General features: G+C 61.2%; 24 protein-coding genes. 15 read left to right on the plus strand and 9 right to left on the minus strand.

Annotation, left to right across the window (positions count from 1 at the left end; translation table 11 throughout):
- Positions 1–56: 56 nt before the first annotated feature.
- The 6 genes from nudB to KKO72_RS11345 all read left to right on the plus strand — a co-directional run bounded on the left by nudB (position 57) and on the right by KKO72_RS11345 (position 4,606).
- Positions 57–533, plus strand: a complete 477-nt coding sequence (gene nudB / locus KKO72_RS11320; protein ID WP_214938291.1) for a dihydroneopterin triphosphate diphosphatase — start codon at positions 57–59, stop codon at positions 531–533.
- A complete protein-coding gene (locus tag KKO72_RS11325) occupies positions 530–1,276 on the plus strand; it encodes an endonuclease/exonuclease/phosphatase family protein (RefSeq protein ID WP_214938293.1) in 747 nt (248 codons plus the stop codon). Before nudB ends, KKO72_RS11325 begins: the two co-directional genes overlap by 4 nt.
- A gap of 9 nt (positions 1,277–1,285) precedes the next feature.
- Positions 1,286–2,485: a cardiolipin synthase ClsB gene (gene clsB, locus KKO72_RS11330; protein ID WP_214938295.1), complete on the plus strand. Its 1,200-nt coding sequence runs from the start codon at positions 1,286–1,288 to the stop codon at positions 2,483–2,485.
- Between the two features lie 104 nt (positions 2,486–2,589).
- Positions 2,590–3,291 carry a GTP cyclohydrolase I gene (gene folE / locus KKO72_RS11335; RefSeq protein ID WP_214938297.1) on the plus strand — a complete coding sequence of 234 codons (702 nt, stop codon included), beginning with the start codon at positions 2,590–2,592 and terminating at the stop codon, positions 3,289–3,291.
- Between the two features lie 2 nt (positions 3,292–3,293).
- Positions 3,294–3,716 (plus strand): BLUF domain-containing protein, encoded by a 423-nt coding sequence (locus tag KKO72_RS11340; RefSeq protein WP_078363720.1) that lies wholly within the window; start codon positions 3,294–3,296, stop codon positions 3,714–3,716.
- Between the two features lie 14 nt (positions 3,717–3,730).
- Positions 3,731–4,606 (plus strand): DUF429 domain-containing protein, encoded by an 876-nt coding sequence (locus KKO72_RS11345; protein ID WP_251140599.1) that lies wholly within the window; start codon positions 3,731–3,733, stop codon positions 4,604–4,606.
- A gap of 119 nt (positions 4,607–4,725) precedes the next feature.
- On the opposite strand, the gene KKO72_RS11350 is transcribed toward KKO72_RS11345, so the two are convergent.
- On the minus strand, positions 4,726–5,814 hold the full coding sequence (locus tag KKO72_RS11350; RefSeq protein WP_214938299.1) for an NADH:flavin oxidoreductase/NADH oxidase: 1,089 nt from the start codon (positions 5,812–5,814) through the stop codon (positions 4,726–4,728).
- A 95-nt stretch (positions 5,815–5,909) separates the two neighbouring features.
- Here KKO72_RS11350 and KKO72_RS11355 point away from each other — a divergent pair, with 95 nt between their 5' ends.
- On the plus strand, positions 5,910–6,218 hold the full coding sequence (locus KKO72_RS11355; RefSeq protein ID WP_214938365.1) for a helix-turn-helix transcriptional regulator: 309 nt from the start codon (positions 5,910–5,912) through the stop codon (positions 6,216–6,218).
- 74 nt (positions 6,219–6,292) lie between these two features.
- Here KKO72_RS11355 and KKO72_RS11360 read toward each other — a convergent pair whose 3' ends face one another.
- Both KKO72_RS11360 and KKO72_RS11365 read right to left on the minus strand, forming a co-directional pair.
- Complete coding sequence (locus tag KKO72_RS11360; RefSeq protein ID WP_214938301.1) at positions 6,293–7,129, minus strand: MinD/ParA family protein; 837 nt, start codon at positions 7,127–7,129, stop codon at positions 6,293–6,295.
- Position 7,130: 1 nt separating this feature from the next.
- On the minus strand, positions 7,131–7,922 hold the full coding sequence (locus KKO72_RS11365; protein ID WP_214938303.1) for a GGDEF domain-containing protein: 792 nt from the start codon (positions 7,920–7,922) through the stop codon (positions 7,131–7,133).
- Between the two features lie 238 nt (positions 7,923–8,160).
- Between KKO72_RS11365 and KKO72_RS11370 the strand changes: the two genes are divergently transcribed.
- On the plus strand, positions 8,161–8,607 hold the full coding sequence (locus KKO72_RS11370; protein WP_251140600.1) for a thermonuclease family protein: 447 nt from the start codon (positions 8,161–8,163) through the stop codon (positions 8,605–8,607).
- Here the strand turns inward: KKO72_RS11370 and KKO72_RS11375 are convergent.
- From KKO72_RS11375 to gpmA, 3 genes are all read right to left on the minus strand, one after another.
- Positions 8,594–9,352, minus strand: coding sequence for a molybdopterin-synthase adenylyltransferase MoeB (locus tag KKO72_RS11375; protein WP_214938307.1), 759 nt, complete (start codon positions 9,350–9,352; stop codon positions 8,594–8,596). The two genes, KKO72_RS11370 and KKO72_RS11375, sit on opposite strands and share 14 nt — an antisense overlap.
- 14 nt (positions 9,353–9,366) lie before the next feature.
- Positions 9,367–10,836 carry a S41 family peptidase gene (locus KKO72_RS11380; RefSeq protein ID WP_214938309.1) on the minus strand — a complete coding sequence of 490 codons (1,470 nt, stop codon included), beginning with the start codon at positions 10,834–10,836 and terminating at the stop codon, positions 9,367–9,369.
- A gap of 88 nt (positions 10,837–10,924) precedes the next feature.
- Positions 10,925–11,668, minus strand: a complete 744-nt coding sequence (gpmA, locus tag KKO72_RS11385; protein WP_214938311.1) for a 2,3-diphosphoglycerate-dependent phosphoglycerate mutase — start codon at positions 11,666–11,668, stop codon at positions 10,925–10,927.
- Between the two features lie 83 nt (positions 11,669–11,751).
- Between gpmA and KKO72_RS11390 the strand changes: the two genes are divergently transcribed.
- The 7 genes from KKO72_RS11390 (at position 11,752) to KKO72_RS11420 (ending at position 16,405) form a co-directional block, all read left to right on the plus strand.
- Complete coding sequence (locus KKO72_RS11390) at positions 11,752–12,159, plus strand: rhodanese-like domain-containing protein (protein ID WP_078363713.1); 408 nt, start codon at positions 11,752–11,754, stop codon at positions 12,157–12,159.
- A 24-nt stretch (positions 12,160–12,183) separates the two neighbouring features.
- Positions 12,184–12,441 (plus strand): glutaredoxin 3, encoded by a 258-nt coding sequence (gene grxC / locus KKO72_RS11395; RefSeq protein ID WP_078363712.1) that lies wholly within the window; start codon positions 12,184–12,186, stop codon positions 12,439–12,441.
- Between the two features lie 68 nt (positions 12,442–12,509).
- Positions 12,510–12,962: a protein-export chaperone SecB gene (gene secB, locus KKO72_RS11400; RefSeq protein ID WP_214938313.1), complete on the plus strand. Its 453-nt coding sequence runs from the start codon at positions 12,510–12,512 to the stop codon at positions 12,960–12,962.
- A gap of 50 nt (positions 12,963–13,012) precedes the next feature.
- Positions 13,013–14,035 (plus strand): NAD(P)H-dependent glycerol-3-phosphate dehydrogenase, encoded by a 1,023-nt coding sequence (locus KKO72_RS11405; protein WP_214938315.1) that lies wholly within the window; start codon positions 13,013–13,015, stop codon positions 14,033–14,035.
- A gap of 21 nt (positions 14,036–14,056) precedes the next feature.
- Positions 14,057–14,935, plus strand: a complete 879-nt coding sequence (gene nadC, locus KKO72_RS11410; protein WP_214938317.1) for a carboxylating nicotinate-nucleotide diphosphorylase — start codon at positions 14,057–14,059, stop codon at positions 14,933–14,935.
- A gap of 40 nt (positions 14,936–14,975) precedes the next feature.
- The gene (gene nadA / locus KKO72_RS11415) at positions 14,976–16,109 is read left to right on the plus strand and encodes a quinolinate synthase NadA (protein ID WP_214938319.1); all 1,134 of its coding nucleotides are present in this window, start codon (positions 14,976–14,978) and stop codon (positions 16,107–16,109) included.
- A 47-nt stretch (positions 16,110–16,156) separates the two neighbouring features.
- Entirely contained in the window at positions 16,157–16,405 is a 249-nt protein-coding gene (locus KKO72_RS11420; protein ID WP_214938321.1) for a DUF3297 family protein, read from the plus strand.
- Positions 16,406–16,495: 90 nt separating this feature from the next.
- On the opposite strand, the gene panC is transcribed toward KKO72_RS11420, so the two are convergent.
- The 3 genes from panC to nadB form a co-directional block, all read right to left on the minus strand.
- Positions 16,496–17,344: a pantoate--beta-alanine ligase gene (gene panC, locus KKO72_RS11425; RefSeq protein WP_214938323.1), complete on the minus strand. Its 849-nt coding sequence runs from the start codon at positions 17,342–17,344 to the stop codon at positions 16,496–16,498.
- 110 nt (positions 17,345–17,454) lie between these two features.
- The gene (gene panB / locus KKO72_RS11430) at positions 17,455–18,354 is read right to left on the minus strand and encodes a 3-methyl-2-oxobutanoate hydroxymethyltransferase (protein ID WP_214938325.1); all 900 of its coding nucleotides are present in this window, start codon (positions 18,352–18,354) and stop codon (positions 17,455–17,457) included.
- A gap of 58 nt (positions 18,355–18,412) precedes the next feature.
- Positions 18,413–20,017 (minus strand): L-aspartate oxidase, encoded by a 1,605-nt coding sequence (gene nadB / locus KKO72_RS11435; RefSeq protein WP_214938327.1) that lies wholly within the window; start codon positions 20,015–20,017, stop codon positions 18,413–18,415.
- Positions 20,018–20,019 lie beyond the last annotated feature (2 nt).

Raw genomic sequence — 20,019 nt, forward strand, 5'->3', positions numbered from 1 at the left:
GCTTCAGGCAGAATCAAAGGGCGCTCTTTGTGGCGCCCTTTTGTTTTTTGGAAACCATGACCGCGTTCAAACTCCCCGAGTCCGTGCTGGTGGTGATTTACACCCCGGCGCTGGATGTGTTGCTGATCCAGCGCGCCGATGTGGCTGATTTCTGGCAATCGGTCACTGGCAGCAAGGACCATGTGGACGAGAGCTTTGAGCAGACCGCCCGGCGCGAAGTGTTTGAGGAAACCGCCTTGGACTGCCGCGAGGGTGCGGCTTTGCAGCCCCATTTGCACGACTGGGGGCTGGAGAACGTGTACGAGATTTATCCCCGCTGGCGTCACCGTTACGCCCCAGGGGTGGTACTCAATACCGAGCACCTGTTTAGCCTGGAAGTGCCTGCCAGCACGCCGGTGCGTTTGAACCCCGATGAACACACCCACTACCAGTGGTTGCCTTATGCGCAGGCGGCTGAACGCTGTTTTTCGCCTTCCAATGCCGAAGCTTGCCTGATGTTGCCGCGTCTGGCCAAGCGCAAGGAGGTGTCATGACCGGTCCCTGCCAAACCATCCGTGTGGTGACCTATAACATCCACAAGGGGGTGCTGGGTGTGGGTCCAGCACGGCGCCTGGAGATCCACAACCTGGCCGACGCGGTGCAGGCGTTTGACGCCGACGTGGTATGCCTGCAGGAGGTGCGTCAGACGAACCGCCGTGAACAAAAGCGCTTCAAACAATGGCCCGAAGGCGGGCAGGCCGACTTTTTGGCGCCACCCGGCTACAGCTCGGTGTACCGGACCAATGCCATCACCCGGCATGGTGAGCACGGCAATGCGCTGCTGTCGCGTTGGCCGGTGGTGACGCATCAGCATGAGGACATGAGTGACCACCGTTTTGAGCAGCGTGGTCTGTTGCATGTGGAGCTGATGATCCACGGACGCAGCCTGCATGTGCTGGTGGTGCATCTGGGGCTGGTGCGCGCCAGCCGGGTGCGCCAGGTGGCCCAGCTCCAGCGGTTTGTCCAGCGCGAAATTCCAGCCGATGTGCCGCTGCTGATCGCCGGGGACTTCAATGAAAGTGGTTGGCGGCTTGATGCCTTGTTTGCCAGCATGGGTTTGCGGGCTTGGGCCGGTGTGCCACGGCCAACTTTCCCCGCACGTTTGCCGCTGGCCCAACTGGACCATGTGTTTTGTCGTGGTCTGAAACCGACCAGCCTGGCAGCGCCCCAAGGCCGCGCCTGGTGGCGCATGTCGGACCATTTGCCACTGATCGCCGAATTTGAGATAGACGCATGAGGTCGGTGCATGCCTGACTACAGCGCGGGTCACCAGCTGGATCTGCTACAGGGTGCCCAGGCGTTTTTTGATGCCTTGGTGAGGGATATCGATGCCGCCACCCATGAGGTGCGCTTGGAGACCTATATCTTCCAGGTGTATGGCAGTGGCGAGCGGGTGGCTCAGGCGCTGATGAATGCTGCCCAACGCGGGGTGCAGGTCTATCTGGTGATGGACGGTGTCGGCACGCCTGGCTTGCCCGAGCCCTGGCCCAAGCGTTTTGACGCAGCCGGTGTGCACTGGCTGATTTTTGCGCCATTGGGCACCTTTGGGCTGCTGCGGCCCAGCCGCTGGCGGCGATTGCACCGCAAGCTGTGTGTGGTGGATGGCAAGCTGGCGTATTGCGGTGGCATCAATATCCTGGATGACTGGTGGGACCCGCACTACGGTCCACTGGAGGCGCCGCGGTTTGATTTCACTGCACGTATCACCGGCCCGCTGGTGCGTGACACCCATGCTGCCATGGCCCAGTTCTGGTGGCGTCGCCAGATGGTGCGCAGTGCCCAGCAGGTGGATTGGGCGGGAGCCTGGCAAGCCTTGCAGCAGGCGGTGCACGACGACCCGGTGACGGGTCAGGTGATGACCAAGGGCAAGGGAGCCCTGGCCCAACTGGTGTTGCGTGACAACGTGCGTTTTCGCGCGCGTATCGAACGGACCTACAGCCAGGCGCTGGGTGAAGCGCGCAAAGACATCATGCTGGCCAACGCCTACTTTTTACCGAGCCGCAAGATCCGCCGCAGCTTGGTCAGCGCCGCGCAGCGCGGTGTGCGGGTGCGCCTGTTGCTGCAGGGCCGCTACGACTACTTCATGTCCTACCACGGCACCCGTGCCCTGTACGGTTATCTGCTGGCCGGAGGTGTCGAGATTTACGAGTACCAAAGCAGTTTCCTGCACGCCAAGGTGGCGGTGGTGGATGGGCATTGGGCCACGGTGGGGTCGTCCAACATCGACCCCTTGAGCCTGCTGCTGGCGCGTGAAGCCAATGTGGTGGTGAACGATGCGGCTTTTGCCGGCACCCTCAGCGCCGCCTTGGAACAGGCGCTGGCACACCATGCGGTGCGGCTCGACACCCATCAGCATGCCCAGCGTTCACTGGGCCAGAAGCTGCTGGATCGGGTGGCTTTGCTGGTGATGCATGCGCTGCTTTTGTTGACCGGCAAGAGGTATTAAATTGATAGCAATATGCCCTTTATGGAAAAGGGGTAGAGCCCAATAACCCTTGAAACAAAAGACTGATACCATCATCAGTCAAACAATTGATTACCATGAACCTCATGAACCCTGTTGACGCCGACGAAGGCACCCCGGTATCCGTCAAAATCCGCGAGCGCATTCTGGCCGCACGCAAACGTTTCCACGCCAACGACAACATTGCCGAGTTCATCCAACCTGGCGAACTCGAGTTGTTGCTTGATGAGGTTGAAGAAAAGATGAAGGGTGTGCTCGGCAGCCTGGTGATCGACACCGAGCACGACCACAACACCGACAAAACCGCCCGGCGCGTCGCCAAGATGTACCTCAAGGAGGTGTTTCAGGGACGTTATGTCCAGGCTCCGACGATCACCGAATTCCCCAACGCCGAACACCTCAACGAGCTCATGATTGTGGGCCCGATCACGGTGCGCAGCGCCTGCAGCCACCACTTTTGCCCGATCATGGGCAAGATCTGGATTGGGGTCTTGCCCAATGAACACACCAATGTGATTGGCCTGTCCAAATACGCCCGGCTGGCTGAATGGGTGATGGGGCGCCCGCAGATCCAGGAGGAGGCGGTGGTGCAACTGGCCGACCTGATCCAGCGCAAAACCCAACCCGATGGCCTGGCCATCGTCATGGAGGCCAGCCACTTTTGCATGAGCTGGCGTGGTGTCAAGGACGTGGACAGCAAGATGATCAACTCGGTCATGCGTGGCAGTTTTCTCAAGGATGCCAACTTGCGCCGCGAGTTTCTGTCATTGATTCCCCAGAAAGGCTGATCATGTTGGTACGTTTGCTTTACGCCAGCCGGGCGATTGACGCCTGCCCCGAAACCATCGAAGCCATCCTGCACGAATGCCGCACCCGCAACCCCAACAGCGGTATCACCGGGGTCCTGTGTTATGGCGGTGGCATCTTCTTGCAGGTGATCGAAGGGGGTCGCATGGCCATCAGCCAACTCTACAACCAGATCCAGCGCGATGCCCGCCACAAGGACGTGGTGTTGCTGCACTACGAAGAAATCACCGAGCGGCGTTTTGCGGGCTGGACCATGGGTGAGGTCAACATGACACGTGTCAACGTCTCGATCCTGCTCAAGTACGCCGAAAAACCTGAACTGGACCCGTATTCAGCCTCGGGCAAAGTGTCCATGGCCTTGCTTGAAGAGTTGATGGTCACCGCCTCGGTGATTGGCCGGGCCTGATCTTTTTTCCTGGTTTGTCCACTGCATTGACGCCAGCGGCTGGCCTGAGCCCGGTCTTGCTGGGCTGCGATTTTTCCAGCGCCCCCAGCCGCAAAAAACCGATTGTGATTGCCCTGGGGTCCTTATCTCATGGGCGTGTTGTGCTATCAAAACTGGTTCAAATCGAGAGCTTGCCGGCCTTTGCCGACTGGCTCCAACACAGCGGCCCCTGGCTGGGTGGGTTCGATCTGCCGTTTGGTCTGCCACGCGAGCTGGTACAGACTTTGGGTTGGCCAACCGACTGGCTGGCCTGCATCACGCACTACCAGTCGCTCAGCCGGGAGCAGATTCGGGCGAGCTTTGCTACGTTCTGCCATGAACGCCCCGTCGGTGGCAAGTTTGCACACCGTGCCACCGATTATCTGGCGGGCAGCAGCCCGAGCATGAAATGGGTCAATCCACCAGTGGCCTTCATGTTGCAAGCAGGTGTGCCGCTGTTGCTGCAAGCCGGTGTGCGCTTGCCGGGCCTGTCTTACGCATTGGGCAGCGCACCGGGCGAGTCAACACCACGCATCGCGTTGGAGGCCTATCCTGGCTTGCTGGCGCGTGAGGTGCTGGGTCGGCGCAGCTACAAAAGTGATGACAAGGCGCACCAGACACCGGATCGCCTGATCGCCCGCAAAGACCTGGTCACCGCGCTGGAGCAAGGCAGGACCCGCCTCGGGCTGCGTCTGAAACTGAGCCACGCCCAGCACGATGTCCTGGTGGACGACGCACGGGGAGATGCGCTCGATGCGGTGCTGTGCCTGATGCAGGCGGCCTGGGCACAAGCCCGGTTTGAAGCGGGTGATAGCGCCTATGGTTTACCAGCCAACATGGACCCGCTGGAAGGTTGGATCATCACCGCCTGACGGGCTGTTGCTCGGCCAAACAGTTTGTGGCACGTGATTCAGGCGAAGAGGAGCCTCGCCTGTTGCTACTTTCACAGCCGTCGCCTGCGCACAGCACGGTTGGCAGGCGACAGATGTGCTCAGTAACGCGCAAGCCAATGGGCATAAGGCGCAGGCAGCGTCCACGACGCGCGCTCGACGCCGAGTTCCTTGGCCGCAAAATACGCCCAGTGAGGATTGGCCAGATGCGCTCGGCCCACCATCACCAGGTCCAGTTGCTGATCCTTGACGACCCGTTCTGCAATCTCTGGTGTGCCAAAACCCCAGGCGGATGACACCGGCACATTGGCTTCCCGGCGCACACGTTCTGCCACCGGAGCCAGGAAGGCCGGACCCCAAGGGATCGACGTTTCTGCAATGGTGAAGCCGACGCTGACGCTGAGCATGTCCATGCCGGCCGCCTTGAAGTCGCGCACCAGGGCGATCGATTCGAGCATCGTCTGTTCGTCGCGACCATCGTATTCGAGTACACCAAAACGCACGGTCAGCGGCAGGCTTTCCGGCCACACCTCACGCACCGCTTTGAGTGTCTCCAACAGAAAACGGCCGCGGTTTTCAACACTGCCGCCATAAAGGTCGTCGCGCTGGTTCGAATGCGCGGAAAAGAAACTCTGCGCCAGGTAACCATGGGCAAAGTGCAATTCCAGCCATTCAAAACCGGCGTCGCGCGCGCGCATGGCGGCGTCGACAAAGTTCTGGCGCACACGTGTGATGTCATCCAGGCTCATCGCGTTCGGCAGCTTGGGCAGGCCCGCGCCATAAGCGATGGCGGACGGCGCAATGGTTGGCCAGCCACGTGCGTCCCCTTCGGCTATGTGGTCGTCACCTTCCCAGGGCAGATTGGCGCTGGCTTTGCGGCCGGCATGGCCGATCTGGATACCCGGCACCGAACCGGCCGCCTTGATCGCCTGCACCAGCGGCACAAAGGCTTGCGCCTGAGCGTCATTCCAGATCCCTGCGCAACCCGGCGTGATGCGACCTTCGGGGGCGACCGCCGTCGCCTCGGCAATCACCAATCCGGCACCGCCACGCGCCATGCTGGCGTAATGCGACAGGTGCCAGTCGTTGAGCAGGCCGTCGACGGCCATGTACTGGCACATTGGCGGGATGGCGATGCGGTTGCGCAACGTGATGTCTTTGAGTTGGAAGGGCTGGAACAAAGCGGACATGGCGGGCCTTTTGCAAAATGGGAAATATTCAGTTCCATAGTTCGAAGATTATCGAACTATAGAACGAGTATAGCCCACGGTGTATCATGCTGCTCATGCGTCCCTACAAACACCCCGCTGCCAGTGAACTCTCACTTGAGCGCGTGCTTTACGCCTTGAGCGATTCGATCCGCCTAGAAATCGTCCGGCAGTTGGCGGGTGTGGAGGTGGCAACCTGCGGCGATCTTGACGGCGGGCGACCGAAATCTACCGTCTCTCACCATTTCAAGGTGTTGCGCGAGTCGGGATTGGTGCGCACCGAAAACAACGGCACCATCCACATGAACTCGCTGCGCCGCGCAGACATCGACAGTCGCTTCCCGGGGTTGCTGACCGCCATATTGGCGCAACACCCAGCAGACTAGACCTATCGGGTGTGGCTACGCATCCGTAACCAGCTGAGTCCAGTCCGCATGGCTACGGGCTGGCGGGCGCCAGCTCACAGGGGTTTGTTGATCAGGGTGTCTTCTATCTTGCCGGCCAGTTGCGACACCGCCAACGCCGCCGGGCAACCCGGCGTGGACAAAATCAGCAGCTGACGGCGCATCACGGCCTGGCGCACCGCGGTATCTGCCGGGATGTCACCCATGTGGATCAGGCGAACTTTTTCACCCGGCTTGGCCACCACAAAACGGTCCAGCACCTGTTGCAGCTGGGTGGTGATGGCGCGGCCATCCCCCATGCGGGCGGTCTGGTTGATCACCATACGGATGGTGCGCCGTTGTTGTTCCCCTACCAGCACCTTGATGGTGGCGTAGGCGTCGGTCAGCGATGTGGGTTCGGGTGTGGCCACCACCAGCACCTCGGAGGCTAGAGACACCGCAAACAGCACCACGTCCGAAATGCCGGCACCGGTGTCGAGCAACACGATGTCGTAGTGCGGCAGCAAGCCCGACATGATGTGTAAAAAATCTTGCCGCACGGTGGGGGTCAGGCGGGAATACTCGACCATGCCCGAGCCAGCCAGCAACACCGAGAACCCACCCGGCGCCCGCACAATCGCCTCTTCGAGTTTGGCTTTGCCGGTGAACACATCGTGCAGCGTGATCTTCGGGTACAGATTGAGCACCACGTCCAGATTGGCCAGCCCCAGGTCGGCATCCAGCACCAGCACTTTTTGGCCGCGTTTGGCCAAAGCCGCAGCCAGATTGGCTGACACAAACGTCTTGCCCACACCACCTTTGCCGCTGGTGACGGCCACCACCTTGCCCAGTGGTTTCACGGGAGCGGGTTTTGCCACGGGGCGCTCTGCAGTGGGTCGCGTTTCGTCGTTCATTTCAGTTCACTCTGTTCATAACGCTACCTGACGAACCGGTAGAACCATCGTTGGCAATGCTCTCAATCCAGGCTGGGTCACCCAAGGAGAGGGGACCAAACAGCAAATTCTTTTCCTCGGCGCTGACCGCCAGCATCGGTTGCGCCTCAATACACACGCGGTCACGACCTTCCGATTTGGCGCGATACAACTCGATGTCGGCCCGGTCCACCCACAGCTCGGAGGTCGAGCGCACCCAGCGCGGCGCAAACGCACCACCAATGCTGATGGTCACCCGCAGAGCCACCCCGGATGGCAACTCCACCTTCAACGCGCTGACAGAGTCACGAATCCGCTCTGCAACCTGCAGGCCATATTGACCCTGGCAGCTCGGCAAAATGATGGCGAACTCTTCACCACCAAAACGCGCCACGGTGTCCATCGGGCGCACACAGCCCGCCAGTGTTTTTGCAACCGCTTGCAGCACCGCGTCACCCGCTGGGTGGCCGAATTGGTCGTTGACACTCTTGAAATGGTCGATATCGAGCATCAGCAGCAGGGCGGACTCACCTGAGCGTGCCACCATCTCGATCTCGCGCATCAGGATGCTCTGAAAATAGCGTCGATTGGAGAGACCGGTCAGTGGATCTTTGAGGGACAACTCGCTGAGTTTGTCGATCACCGCCTGCAAAAATTCGGTGGAGTCCGCGTGCCGGTCAGGCAGGCGTTGGCCACTATGCTCCAGCAATGCTCGCGCATCGTCCAGCCGCAATTGGCGCAAATCAACCAGAGGGGATGCAGTGGAAGAACTCAAGGTGGCGACGCTTGTTGGGATGCTTTGAGTCTAACAGGTCTGACATTTGTCCCAGGCTAACAACAGAGGTTGATGGATGAGCCTGTTGTATGGTTTCTTCTTTGATGTGAGTCGGGTGTCTATCGTTACAGAAGGGTACAAATTGACAGGCAGACACACATTGCTTTTTTGCCAGCGCCTGTTGTTGGCTGGGCTGGTGAGCCTGTTTGCTACAAATGCTGAAGCTGATGAGGCTTATATGGCAAGGGCTGAGTCCGTTTCTGATGGCGATACCTTGTGGGTTGAGCCGGAGGCGGGCGGGGCACCGCGCAAACTGCGCCTGTTGGGGGTGGATGCCCCGGAACTCTGCCAGAGTGGTGGTGTGGCCGCACGCGAAGCCTTGCGTGTCCTGGTGCTGCAACGCCGGCTCAGGGTGCAGGTCAAGTATCTGGATGACTATGGCCGTGGCCTGGCCCGGATCGCGGTGGGCGGGCAGGATGTGGCCGAGGTGATGGTGCGTCAAGGCTGGGCCTGGTCGAGCCGCTGGCGACGCAGTCTGGGGCCGTATGCAGAGCAGGAAGCACAGGCGCGCCAGGCTAGGCTCGGTGTGTTTGCCCAGCCCAGCCCCGAGTTGCCGCGCGACTTTCGCCGACGTCACGGCAGCTGCTTTGTACCTGATGACAAGGGTGGTTTCAAGCTGAAGTGAGCGGGCCACACACCGAGCAGCTGGGATTGCGCCTGAGCCCGATCTCGGTGAAGTGCATGGCCCGGCCATCGAGCATCAGCAAACGGCCGGTGAGTGGCTGCCCAACACCGCCCAATAGCTTGAGTGCTTCGGCGGCCTGCAAACTGCCGATGACACCCACCAGCGGTGCAAACACACCCAGGGTGGCGCAGTGGCTGTCTTCTGGTGGTGTCTCTGGCGGGAAAAGGCAGGCGTAGCAGGGTGAGCTCGGCTCACGCGGGTCGTACACCGCCAGTTGCCCGTCAAAACGGATGGCAGCGCCCGACACCAGTGGCTTGTTGTGTTTCACGCAGGCGGCGTTGATGGCCTGGCGCGTGGCAAAGTTGTCGCAGCAGTCCAGCACCACGTCCGCCTGGGCGACCAGGGTGTCCAGCAGCGCAGCGTCAGCCCGGGCCTGGATGCGGGTGACGTGCACCTGGTCGTTCAATGCCGCCAGGGTGGTTTGCAGCGAGTCCACCTTGGGCCAGCCAACTTGGGCCTGGGTGTGGGCAATCTGGCGTTGCAAATTTGTCAGGTCCACCGTGTCGTGGTCCACCACGGTGATGTGGCCCACACCGGCTGAGCACAGGTACAGTGCGGCCGGACAGCCCAGGCCGCCCGCACCAATGATCAGCGCCTGGGCCTGGTTAAAACGTGTTTGCCCTTCAAAGCCAATCTCATCGAGCAGAAGGTGGCGCGAGTAACGCAGCAGGTCGCTGTCTTGCATCTGCCAGCACGGACTCAGTTGTCTTTTTTTTCTTCGGCGCGTTCAACCTGGGTTTTGCTGGCCAACACGGGTTGACCCTTGAGTTGTTTGATGGCTTGTTGCAGCTGGAAGTCCTTGTCCGAACCGTACTCGGGCAACTTGCGATCGGCCGCAGGTTTTTTCATTTCTTCTTCCAGTTTCTTGCGGGCTTCTTCGCGCACTTTCTCGCGCGCGGCATCCTTGACCTCATCACCTTGTCCACTGGCCAGGTGCTTTTCCAGGTCAGCTTCACGGGTGCGCAGGGCCGCAAACAGGTTGCCTTCTTCGGTCTCATCAACCATCACATCGGGCACGATGCCTTTGGCCTGAATCGACTTACCGCTGGGTGTGTAGTAGCGGCTGGTGGTGAGTTTGAGTGCAGCCGTTGGACAGTTGTCCATGCGGAATGCGCCGTCCAGGCACACTGCAGTTTGTACCGAGCCCTTGCCAAAGGTCTGGCTACCCAGCAGCTTGGCACGATGGTGGTCCTGCAACGCACCGGCCACAATTTCGCTGGCCGAGGCCGAGCCTTCGTTCACCAGCACCACCAAGGGCACGGTGCTAAGGGCTTTGCGGGTGGCCGGGTTCAGTTGTGCCAGCGGGTCGTTGCCATGGCGGGCGTAAAACTGGGGTGACGCTTTGTAAGTGAACTTGCTCTCGGGCAACTGGCCGTTGGCCGACACCACGGTGACGTTCTCCGGCAAGAAGGCGGCCGAGATGGCCACCGCAGCGTCTAGGTAACCTCCCGGGTCGTTGCGCAAATCCAGCACCAGGCCTTTGAGGCGCGGCTCCTGCTTGTACATGTCTTCCACCTTGCGCGCAAAGTCCGCCACCGTGCGTTCCTGGAATTGGCTCAGCCGAACCCAGCCATAACCGGGCTCGACGATGCGGGCTTTGACGCTTTGTGTTTTGATCAGTTCGCGGGTGATGGTCACCTGGAACGTGCGGTTCTCGTCCTTGCGGAACACACTCAGCAGCACCTTGGTGTCGGGCTCACCCCGCATGCGTTTGACACCTTCGTTGAGCGACAGCCCTTTGACCAAGGTGTCGTCAATCTTGACGATCAGGTCGTTGGGTTTGAGGCCGGCTTTGAAGGCGGGCGAGTCCTCAATGGGTGAGACCACCTTGATGTAGCCGTCCTCCTGGGTGATCTCGATGCCAACGCCGACAAACTTGCCGGTGGTGCCTTCGTTGAAATCTTTCAGGGTCTTGGCATCCATGTAGACCGAATGGGGGTCCAGCCCTGCCACCATGCCGGCAATCGCATCGGTGATGAGTTTTTTCTCGTCCACTGGATCGACATAGTTGCTTTTGACCATGCTGAACACGGCAGCCAGTTGCTGCAGCTCTTCGAGCGGCAAGGGCGCCAGTGAGCCACGTGCTGCGGTTTGCAGCGAGATGCTGGCCAGGGCGCCAGCCAGCGCTCCGGCAGACAGTAAGCCAACGATTTTCAATTTGTGACCCATTTTTGATTCCAAAGCGTGAGGATGCGAGGTGTGATGAGCCGTTTGGACCATGAACCCGGGTGTGGGTTCCGTGTCCGGCTGCTCTATTTCAGGTTTTGCCTTGAGCGGCCACAGCGGCAGCGGCCTTGGCCGCCGCCTCAGCGTCACCCAGATAGTAGTGGCGAATGGGTTTGAGCTCGTCATCAAGCTCATAAACCAGTGGAATGCCATTGGGAATGTTCAAACCCACGATGTTGTCGTCGGAGATGTTGTCGATGTACTTGACCAGCGCCCGGATCGAGTTGCCGTGTGCCGCCACCACCAACCGTTTGCCACGTTGCAAAGCCGGTGCCAGCGCGTCGTTCCAGAACGGCATCACACGCACCACGGTGTCTTTGAGGCATTCGGTCAAGGGGATCTGGCCGGGTGCGAGTTTGCTGTAGCGGATGTCGCCGCGTTCGCAACGCGGGTCGGTGGCTTCCAGAGCGGGTGGCGGTGTGTCATAACTGCGGCGCCAGACTTGCACCTGCGCCTCACCGTATTGTTTGGCCGTCTCGGACTTGTTCAGGCCCTGCAAGGCGCCGTAGTGGCGTTCGTTCAGACGCCAACTGTTGACCACCGGCAGCCAGGTGCGGTCCATCTCGTCGAGCACATGCCACAGGGTGTGGGTGGCGCGTTTGAGCACGCTGGTGCAACACACGTCAAAGTCATACCCACCAGCCTTGAGCAGACGCCCGGCTTGCCTGGCCTGCTCGATGCCCAGCGGCGTCAGCTCGACATCGGTCCAGCCTGTGAATCGGTTTTCCAGATTCCAGGTGGATTCGCCATGGCGAATAAGGACAAGCTTGTGCATGGTTTCCAATCGATGTCGGTAATGGGAACAAGCGCATTCTAAAATGCGCGGCTAAGGTCATTTCTCAACATAAGGATTCGCAAGTGAAATTTATTCTCGACAACTGGATGATGATTGCCGTGGCATTGGCATCTGGTGGCATGTTGTTGTGGCCGCTCATCAAAGGTGGCGCGACCGGTGGTTTGAGCGCCGAGGCTGCAGTGCAGCTGATCAACCGCGAAAAAGCGGTGGTGGTGGATGTATGTGAAACCGATGAGTTTGCGACCGGGCATGTGGTGGGTGCCAAGAACATTCCTCTGGGCCAGTTGGAAGAAAAATTGGCGGGTGCGGTCAAGAACAAGGCTTTGCCCCTGATCCTGGTGTGCCGCTCGGGCGCGCGCAGCGGCCGCGCAGTGGCAGTGGCCAAAAAGCTCGGTTTCGAGAAGGCGCAATCGCTCTCGGGTGGCATGGGCGCCTGGCGCGCGGCCAATTTGCCGGTTGAAAAAGCCTGATTCTTCTGATCGAAAGCCCTCTTTATGCAAGCTGTCAAGATGTACACCACGGCTGTCTGCCCTTACTGCATACGTGCCAAACAACTGCTCAAGTCGCGCGGCGTTGAGGTCATCGACGAAATCCGCATCGATCTGGACTTGCAACAACGCGACCAGATGATGAGTCTCACCGGTCGACGCACCGTGCCACAGATCTTCATCGGCAGCACCCATGTGGGTGGCTGTGATGACCTGGTGGCACTCGACGCACGCGGTGGTCTGATGCCGCTGCTGCAGTCCTGACTTTTTTCTGGCGCTGCGGGCGCCGCAGGCGCCGGGCGCCCTCCCGATTTACCAACCACGAGAACCTTATGTCCGATACCCCCAACCCCGTTTTCCAGATTCAGCGCGTTTACCTGAAGGAAGCCTCTCTGGAGCAGCCCAACTCACCCGCCATCCTGCTTGAACAGGAACAGCCCACGGTGGACATCCAATTGGGTGTGAATGCCTCGACCGTGGCCGACGGTGTGTATGAAGTGGTGGTGACGGCCACCGTGCAGACCAAGATCAAGGAGCGCACCGTGTTCTTGGTCGAAGCCTCGCAAGCCGGCATTTTCGAGATCCGCAACCTGCCGGACGAACAGATGGGCCCGATCATGGGCATCGCCTGCCCGCAAATCGTCTACCCGTATTTGCGCAGCAATGTGTCTGACCTGATCCAGCGCGGCGGTTTCCCGCCGGTGCACCTGTCGGAAATCAACTTCCAGGCGATGTACGAGCAACAACAGGCCGCCCAAACCGAAGAGACCCCCGCGGTTCAGTAAGTTATTGACCATATTGGCCTGTAGCCCTTGAATCACTTGCCTCAGCAGCTATGAAAATAATGGTTCTGGGTGCCGGTGCTTGGGGCACGGCGCTGGCCAGCAGTGCGGCGGCACACGGCGCCGGACACCAGGTCAGCTTGTGGGCGCGTGATACCCGCCAGGTGTTGGCGCTGCAGCAGCAGCGTGCCAACCAGCGTTACCTGCCCGGTGTGGCCTTGGCGCCCGCGCTGCAATTCAGTGCCGCGCCCGTGGCCGAGCTGCCCGCTCTGGCCAACACCTGTGACTTGGTGGTGGTCGCCACCCCGATGGCAGCTTTGCGACAGATGGTGCAGGCGCTGCGTAACTGCCGTGTGCCCGTGGCCTGGTTGTGCAAGGGGTTTGAGGCTCCGGTTTCTGAGCCTTTTGGGCTGCTAGCCCACGAGATACAAGGGAGTATTGCTCCTGAAATGCAAGCGGGTGTGCTCAGTGGCCCCAGCTTCGCACTCGAAGTGGCGCGTGGCCAGCCGACCGCGCTGGTGGCCGCCAGTGCCCATGAGGCGGTGCGCCAGGCGTTGGTGGCTGCGTTTCACAGTTCGGCGCTGCGGGTTTATGCCAACGACGACATCGTGGGGGTGGAGGTCGGTGGCGCGGTGAAAAACGTGCTGGCGATTGCCACCGGCCTGTGTGATGGCCTGAACCTGGGCCTCAATGCCCGTGCCGCCCTGATCACACGGGGCCTGGCTGAGATGACGCGCCTGGGTGTCGCCCTGGGCGCCCGTGCCGAAACCTTCATGGGCCTGAGTGGTCTGGGGGATCTGGTGCTGACTGCGACTGGTGACTTGTCGCGCAACCGCCAGGTGGGTCTGGCGCTGGCGCAAGGGCAGAGCTTGCAACAGGCCACCGGTGCCCTGGGCCATGTGGCCGAAGGGGTTTACAGTGCTCGCACAGTGGTGCAGCGCGCCGCCCATCTGGGGGTGGACATGCCGATTGCCCAGGCAGTGGTCGATTTGCTGGACGGACGCATGACACCGCGCCAGTCCGTCGCGCGTTTGATGGGGCGTGAGCCCACCACCGAACTGGCGGCTTTGGTTTAGAAGAATACGCAGGAGGATCTGATGGCAGCTTATTTTGATTTTTCCGCCGAAGCCGTGGCGGCGCTGGCGCAGGCCGATGTGGCACGGGCTCTGCTCGAAGATGTCGGTGACGCCGACCTCACCGCCGGTCTGGTCGACCCCACGCGCCTGGCTCGGGCCACCGTGGTGGCGCGTGAGTCTGCGGTGATTTGTGGCGCGCCCTGGGTGGAGCGCGCGTTTCGGGTGCTGGCCCCGACGGTTGAATTGACCTGGCACATCGGCGAGGGCCACCGCGCCGCAGCCGATCAGGTGGTACTGGAGGTGCACGGGCAGGCACGTGCTTTGTTGACCGCCGAGCGCACCGCGCTCAATTTCCTGCAATTGCTCAGCGCAGTCGCCACCAAAACTGCGAACTTTGTGCAGGCGGTGCGCGAGGTGCCTGGCGCCCGTACCAACATCGTTGACACCCGCAAAACCCTGCCGGGCCTGCGCCTGGCGCAGAAATACGCGGTGCACATGGGCGGCGGTGTGAACCACCGGCTGGGTCTGTATGACGCGGTGCTGATCAAGGAAAACCACATCGCCGCCGCCGGTGGTGTGCGCGCCGTGTTGCAACGTGCCGCCGAAGTGGCGCCGCAGGCCCGTTTTGTCGAGATCGAGGTGGAGAGCCTGGAGCAGCTCAAGGAAGCGCTGGACGCCGGTGCCACCATGATCCTGCTTGACAACATGGGCCTGATGCACCTGCACGAGGCGGTGCGCATCACCGCCGGGCGTGCGGTGCTCGAGGTGTCGGGGGGTGTCAATCTGTCGAGCGTCTGTGCGATTGCCTCCACCGGGGTTGATCGCATCTCGATTGGCGCTTTGACGAAAAACGTCAAGGCCGTCGACTTTTCGATGCGATTTGCCGATGACCCGCTCTGAGCCTGGCGGGACAACTCATATTCTTGAATCTGGAGTCACCATGACCGACAGCGCCCTGGCCATCAAGGCGGTGGACTACGAACAGCCGGACAACTCGCCCGCCGGTGGTGCGGTGTGCGCCACCAAACACGCCTGGGCGCGTGTGCCGGTCGAGCCCAGCGCGGCCGAGCGTGCCGCGCTCAAGGACAAGATCCGGCGCCTGCTCAAGGAAAAAAACGCGGTGATGGTGTCGCACTACTACGTGCACCCGGATTTGCAAGATTTGGCTGAGGAAACCGGTGGCATCGTCAGCGACTCGCTTGAGATGGCGCGGTTTGGCCGCGACCATGCTGCCACCACGCTGGTGGTGTCGGGTGTGCGTTTTATGGGAGAAACCTCCAAGATTTTGTCGCCCGAGAAACGCGTGCTGATGCCCGATCTGGACGCCACCTGCTCGCTTGACCTGGGTTGCCCGGTGGACGAGTTTTCAGCCTTTTGTGACGCCCACCCGGATCGTACCGTGGTGGTCTATGCCAACACCAGCGCGGCGGTCAAGGCTCGCTCGGACTGGCTGGTGACCTCCAGTTGCGCGCTCGACATTGTCAAAGCCCTCAAAGACCAGGGTCAGAAAATCCTGTGGGCGCCAGACCGGCACCTGGGTGGTTACATCCAGCGTGAAACTGGCGCCGACATGGTGATGTGGGGCGGCTCCTGCATCGTGCATGACGAGTTCAAGGCCTTTGAGCTCGAAGAACTGATGCACGAACACCCCGGTGCCAAGCTGTTGGTGCACCCTGAGTCACCGGCTGCGGTGGTGGCGTTGGCGGATGCGGTGGGTTCCACCTCTGGCATTCTGAACGCCGCCCGCGAGATGGATGCCAAAACCTTCATCGTTGCCACCGACAACGGCATGATGCACAAGTTACGCACGCTGAACCCCGGTAAGACCTTCATCGAAGCGCCCACTGCGGGCAACAGCGCCACCTGCAAAAGCTGCGCGCACTGCCCGTGGATGGCGATGAACGGCCTGGCCGATGTGGCGCGGGTGCTGGAAACCGGTGCCAACGAGGTCCATGTGGACCCGGCACTGGGCTTGCGCGCCCGCGTGCCGATTGACCGGATGCTGGCCTTCACCGCCGCCCTTAAACAAGGCCCTGTGCCTGGAAGCCTGGTAGCCCATATCGGTGCTGCCTGAGTTGCTACTTTATTGATAACGACCGCTGGTCCATTGAAAACCGAACCATGAACGACACCACCCAACGCCCGGAACTGCCTGACCACCTCGCTATCGACGCCCGCAGCCCGTTTTACAACGCCGCCGTGTTCCAACACGACATCGGCATCCGCTTCAACGGCAAGGAACGCACCGATGTGGAGGAATATTGCATCAGCGAAGCCTGGGTCAAGGTGCCTGCTGGCAAAACCCGCGACCGTCACGGCAAACCGCTGCTGATCAAGGTCAAAGGCACGGTCGAGGCTTATTACAGCTAACCCCGTTTCTAAACCATCCGTGTTGTTGCGTCGCCTTGGCGCGCGATGGCACGGCATGCGGCACCCGGTTTGCCGCCGGGTGGTCTGGTATCAGATTTCCAGGTTGTCGATCAGTCGTGTATTGCCCACACGTGCTGCCGCCAGCAGCACCAGGCCTGCGTTGGCCAGCAGAGGGGCCAGCTCGGTTGCGGAGGGTGTTTGCAGGTTGTTGCGCTGGCGCACGGTCAGGTAGTCCGGTTTCCAGCCGCGTGTTTTGAGCGCGTGTATGGCCTGGGCTTCCAGCGCGGGCAGATCGGTTTGACCAGCGCGCAGCGCCTCGGCCATGGTCTTGAGCGCCAGTGACAGTTGTACCGCTTCCTGGCGTTCAGCCGGGCTCAAGTAGTTGTTGCGTGACGACAGTGCCAGACCATCGGCGGCGCGCAGTGTCTCGCCGCCAATCACCTCGATGGGCAGGGCAAACTGCTGCACCATGCGCTGGATCACCATCAGCTGCTGGTAGTCTTTTTTGCCAAACAGAGCGACCCGTGGGCCGACGATGGCGAACAGCTTCATCACCACGGTGCAGACGCCGCCAAAAAAACCTGGCCGGAAATGCCCTTCAAGCATGTTGGCCAGCTCGGTGGGTGGCTGCACGGTGAAACCCTGCGGCTCCGGGTACAGCTCTTTTTCGCTGGGTGCAAACAACACATCACAACCGGCCTCGGCCAGCGCGTGGCAATCGGCCTCCAGCGTGCGTGGGTAGGTGTCAAAGTCCTCGTGCGGCAGAAACTGCAGGCGGTTGACAAAAATGCTGGTCACCATCACGTCACCCAGCGGCTTGGCCTGGCGCACCAGCGCCAGGTGGCCGTCGTGCAAATTGCCCATGGTGGGCACAAAGGTCGGGTGCCGGAAGGCCGACAGGTGCTCACGCAGCTCGGTGATGGTGTGTATGGTTTTCATAGTGAAAGGTTGAGGCAGCACAATGGCTGTCGGCTGATTTCTTGCAAAAACGTAAGAAGTGTTCGGGCCCGGCTGTGGCCATCGCCCGTGCTTGAATCTGCTGCCTGTGCTTACCAGGCGTGCAGGGTGTTGTCCGGGAAGCTGCCGTTTTTGACGGCTTGTACATAAGCGGTGATGGCTTCCTTGATGCCGTGCTGGCCCGGGATGCCGGGCAACTCGGCCATGAAATTGCGAACAAACTTGGGGTTTTTGCCCAGGTTCAGGCCCAACATGTCGTGCAACACCAGCACCTGGCCGGCGGTGTCCTTGCCCGCACCGATGCCGATGGTGGCGCAGTGGTTCAGTTCGGTGGAGAGTTCGGCTGACAGCGCGGCGGGCACCATCTCCAACACCAGCAGGGTGGCGCCAGCATCCTGCAGTTCGTGTGCGTGGCGCTTGAGGAGGGTGGCTGATTCGGTGGTTTTACCCTGGACCCGATAACCACCGAGCGCGTGCACGGTCTGCGGGGTCAAGCCCAGGTGGGCACACACCGGGATGCCCCGGTCGACCAGGAAACGCACCGTATCGGCGGTCCAGCCGCCACCTTCCAGCTTGACCATGTGGGCCCCGGCCTGCATCAGCACCACCGCGCTGCGCAGCGCCTGCTCCTTGGACTCATGGTAGGTGCCGTAGGGCAGGTCGCTGACGATCCAGGCCGTGCCTTGTACCCGGCGCACGCCCCGGGTGACACATTCGGTGTGGTAACGCATGGTTTCCAGTGACACCCCCACCGTGCTCGATAGACCCTGGCAGACCATGCCGAGCGAATCACCGACCAGGATGCACTCGACACCTGCCGCATCGGCCACCGCCGCAAAGGTGGCGTCGTAGGCGGTGAGCATGACAATCTTCTCGCCACGCGCATGCATTTCCAGCAGGCGTGGCAGGCTCACCGGTTTGCGGGTGGCCGGGCTGCTGGCTGGCGGCAAGGTGCCGTAGGGGCTTGCATTCTGGGTGGTGGAATCGGTCATGTGGGTGTCTCCCCAAAAAAAGTGGCGCGAGTCTAACGCAGACGAAAAACGATCTGACTCAGCGTTGTGGGCTCAGGATGGTGGGCAGCGCCTCAGGCAGCAGATCCGGGTAATCGCGGCTGAAATGCAGGCCACGGCTCTCGTGGCGGGCCTGGGCCGAGCGCACGATCAGGTCGGCCACCAGCACCAGGTTGCGCAATTCCAGCAGGTCACGCGTGACGTGGAAGTTGGCGTAGAACTCCTGGATTTCGCCTTTGAGCAGCTCGATGCGGTGGGCGGCGCGTTCCAGCCGTTTGTTGGTGCGCACAATGCCCACGTAGTCCCACATGAAGCGGCGCAACTCGTCCCAGTTGTGCGAGATCACCACCGCCTCGTCGGCATCACCGACCCGGCTCTCATCCCAGACCGGCAGGGTGCCAATGGGCTGGGTCGAGGCCTGGGCAATGTCGGTGGTGGTGGCCTGGGCAAACACCATACATTCGACGAGCGAGTTGCTGGCCAGCCGGTTGGCGCCGTGCAAGCCGCTGCAGGCGGTCTCACCAATCGCGTACAGACCCGGAATGTCGGTGCGGCCATGCAGATCGGACAACACACCACCGCAGGTGAAGTGGGCCGAGGGCACCACGGGAATAGGCTGTTTGGCGATGTCGATGCCCAGCTCCAGGCAGCGCGCGTAGATGTTGGGGAAATGTTCCAGCAGGAAGGTTTTGGGCTGGTGCGAGATGTCGAGGTAGACGCAGTCAAAGCCACCTTTTTTCATCTCGAAGTCAATCGCACGGGCCACCACGTCGCGTGGCGCCAGCTCCAGCCGTGCGTCGTGGTGCTGCATGAAGCGGGTGCCGTCGGGCAGCAGCAGGCGACCACCTTCACCACGCACCGCTTCGCTGATCAGGAAGGACTTGGCATGCGGGTGGTAGAGCGCGGTCGGGTGGAACTGGATGAACTCCATGTTCTGCACCCGGCAACCTGCGCGCCAGGCGGCAGCGATGCCGTCGCCGGTGGCGGTGTCGGGGTTGGTGGTGTAGAGGTAGACCTTGCCCGCCCCACCGGTGGCCAGGATGGTTTGTGGTGCCTCGAAGGTGATGACCTCGTCGGTCTCGCTGTCGAGTGCGTACAGGCCAACGCAGCGTTTGTCGGTCTGGCCGAGTTTGTCGGAGGTGATCAGATCGACCAGGGTGTGTTGTTCAAACAGGCTGATGTTGGGGGTCTTCTTGACTGCGTCGATCAGGGTGCTTTGCACCGCCGCACCGGTGGCATCGGTCACATGCACGATGCGCCGGGCGCTGTGGCCGCCTTCGCGGGTCAGGTGCAGCTGGCCATCCTCCTGCGAGAACGGCACGCCCATGGTTTGCAACCAGGCAATCGCCTTGGGCGCGTTTTCCACCACAAAACGGGTGGCGTCCGGGTCACACAGGCCAGCACCGGCAATCTGGGTGTCCTGGATGTGGGCCTCAAAACTGTCGTCCTTGTTCCAGACCGCCGCAATGCCACCTTGTGCCCAGCCACTGGAGCCCTCCATGACCGCACGTTTGGTGATCACCGCCACCTTTTTGGTGGGGGCCAGCAGCAGGGCGGCACTCAGGCCCGCCAGGCCGCTGCCCACGATCAAAACATCGAATACCAGAGGAGGACGTGGGGTGGATTTGACAGGGCGTGCGTTCATGG

Origin of the sequence: Rhodoferax sp. U11-2br, from assembly GCF_018619435.1 — a bacterium.
Lineage (GTDB): Bacteria > Pseudomonadota > Gammaproteobacteria > Burkholderiales > Burkholderiaceae_C > Rhodoferax.